This window comes from Thalassobacter sp., assembly GCF_982993085.1.
In genome coordinates, this window is sequence record NZ_CEZFMW010000196.1 from 1 (window position 1) to 1,326 (window position 1,326).

The 1,326-nt window shown below is 56.8% G+C and carries 2 protein-coding genes; both read left to right on the forward strand.

What is annotated here, in order from left to right:
- Nucleotides 1–159: 159 nt before the first annotated feature.
- The gene (nusG, locus tag AC4GMC_RS17710; RefSeq protein ID WP_038008922.1) at nucleotides 160–693 is read left to right on the forward strand and encodes a transcription termination/antitermination protein NusG; all 534 of its coding nucleotides are present in this window, start codon (nucleotides 160–162) and stop codon (nucleotides 691–693) included.
- A gap of 126 nt (nucleotides 694–819) precedes the next feature.
- A complete protein-coding gene (gene rplK, locus AC4GMC_RS17715) occupies nucleotides 820–1,269 on the forward strand; it encodes a 50S ribosomal protein L11 (RefSeq protein WP_269080788.1) in 450 nt (149 codons plus the stop codon).
- The last annotated feature ends 57 nt before the right edge of the window (nucleotides 1,270–1,326 follow it).

The following is a 1,326-nucleotide window of genomic DNA, read 5'->3' on the forward strand; positions in this document are numbered from 1 at the left end:
CTTGCATGACAGGGGCAGGGCGGGTAGGTCACGCAAACTCCCGACATCTCAGCGCCTTCGATTCGAGCCGCGCTTGGTTTTTGGCGGGGCGAAGTGGGTTTAGTTGCCCGCGATGATGGAACTTTTCAGCCCGCTCGCCGGGTTTGGGGTAAAGGCAGAATGGCAAAACGGTGGTACTCCGTGTCGGTGCTCTCGAACTTCGAGAAACGCGTGGCCGAGCAGATCAGAACAGCGGTAGAAGAGAACGAGCTTCAGGACCAAATCGAAGAGGTTCTGGTTCCGACTGAAGAAGTTCTCGAAATTCGCCGTGGCAAGAAGGTCACCACTGAGCGTCGCTTTATGCCCGGTTACGTGCTGGTCCGTATGGAGATGTCCGATGAGGGCTATCACCTGATCAACTCGATCAACCGCGTCACTGGTTTCTTGGGCCCACAAGGCCGCCCGATGCCGATGCGTGATGCTGAGGTGAACGGTATTCTGAACCGTGTTGAAGAAGGTCAAGAGGCACCACGCAGCCTGATCAGCTTCGATGTGGGCGAAAACGTCAACGTGACCGATGGGCCGTTCGAAGGCTTCTCTGGTCAGGTCGAAGATGTGGATGATGAGGCACAGAGCCTCAAGGTGTCCGTGTCGATCTTTGGCCGTGCAACGCCCGTTGAATTGAAATTCACTCAGGTCACTAAGACGGCCTGATTGTCTGGCCGGGCTCACACCCGGCATCACTCGTGGGAGGCAAGGCGCGCGCGCGTGCCGGATCGGACCACACAACTGTAAGAAGTCTGCGACGCGTCACAGACTTGTTGGAAAAGGAGAGGCCTCATGGCCAAGAAACTTGCAGGCAAGATGAAGCTGCAAATTCCCGCCGGGAAAGCGAACCCTTCGCCCCCAGTTGGCCCCGCATTGGGTCAACGCGGCATCAATATCATGGAATTCTGTAAGGCGTTCAACGCTAAGACACAGGAAATGGAGGCCGGTGCGCCGTGCCCAACCGTGATCACGTATTATCAGGACAAGTCCTTCACGATGGACATTAAGACGCCGCCTGCGTCTTATTACCTGAAAAAAGCGGCTGGCCTGAAGCCCGTCGGTAAGCGTAACCGTCCTCGTGGCGCTGAGAATCCCGGCCGTGAGACAGTTGCCTCCGTGACCGTGGCTCAGGTGCGTGAAATCGCTGAAGCCAAAATGAAAGACCTCAACGCGAATTCCGTTGAAGGTGCTATGCAGATTATCCTGGGCTCCGCGAAGTCCATGGGCATCGAGGTAAAGTAAGATGGCAAAACTCGGAAAACGCACCCGCGCCGCCCGCGAAGCAGCAGCCGGCAAGGA

Coding starts and splice junctions, on each gene's coding strand:
- rplK (WP_269080788.1), top strand. CDS start 820: ATGGCCAAGAAACTTGCAGGCAAGATGAAGCTGCAAATTCCCGCCGGG.
- nusG (WP_038008922.1), top strand. CDS start 160: ATGGCAAAACGGTGGTACTCCGTGTCGGTGCTCTCGAACTTCGAGAAA.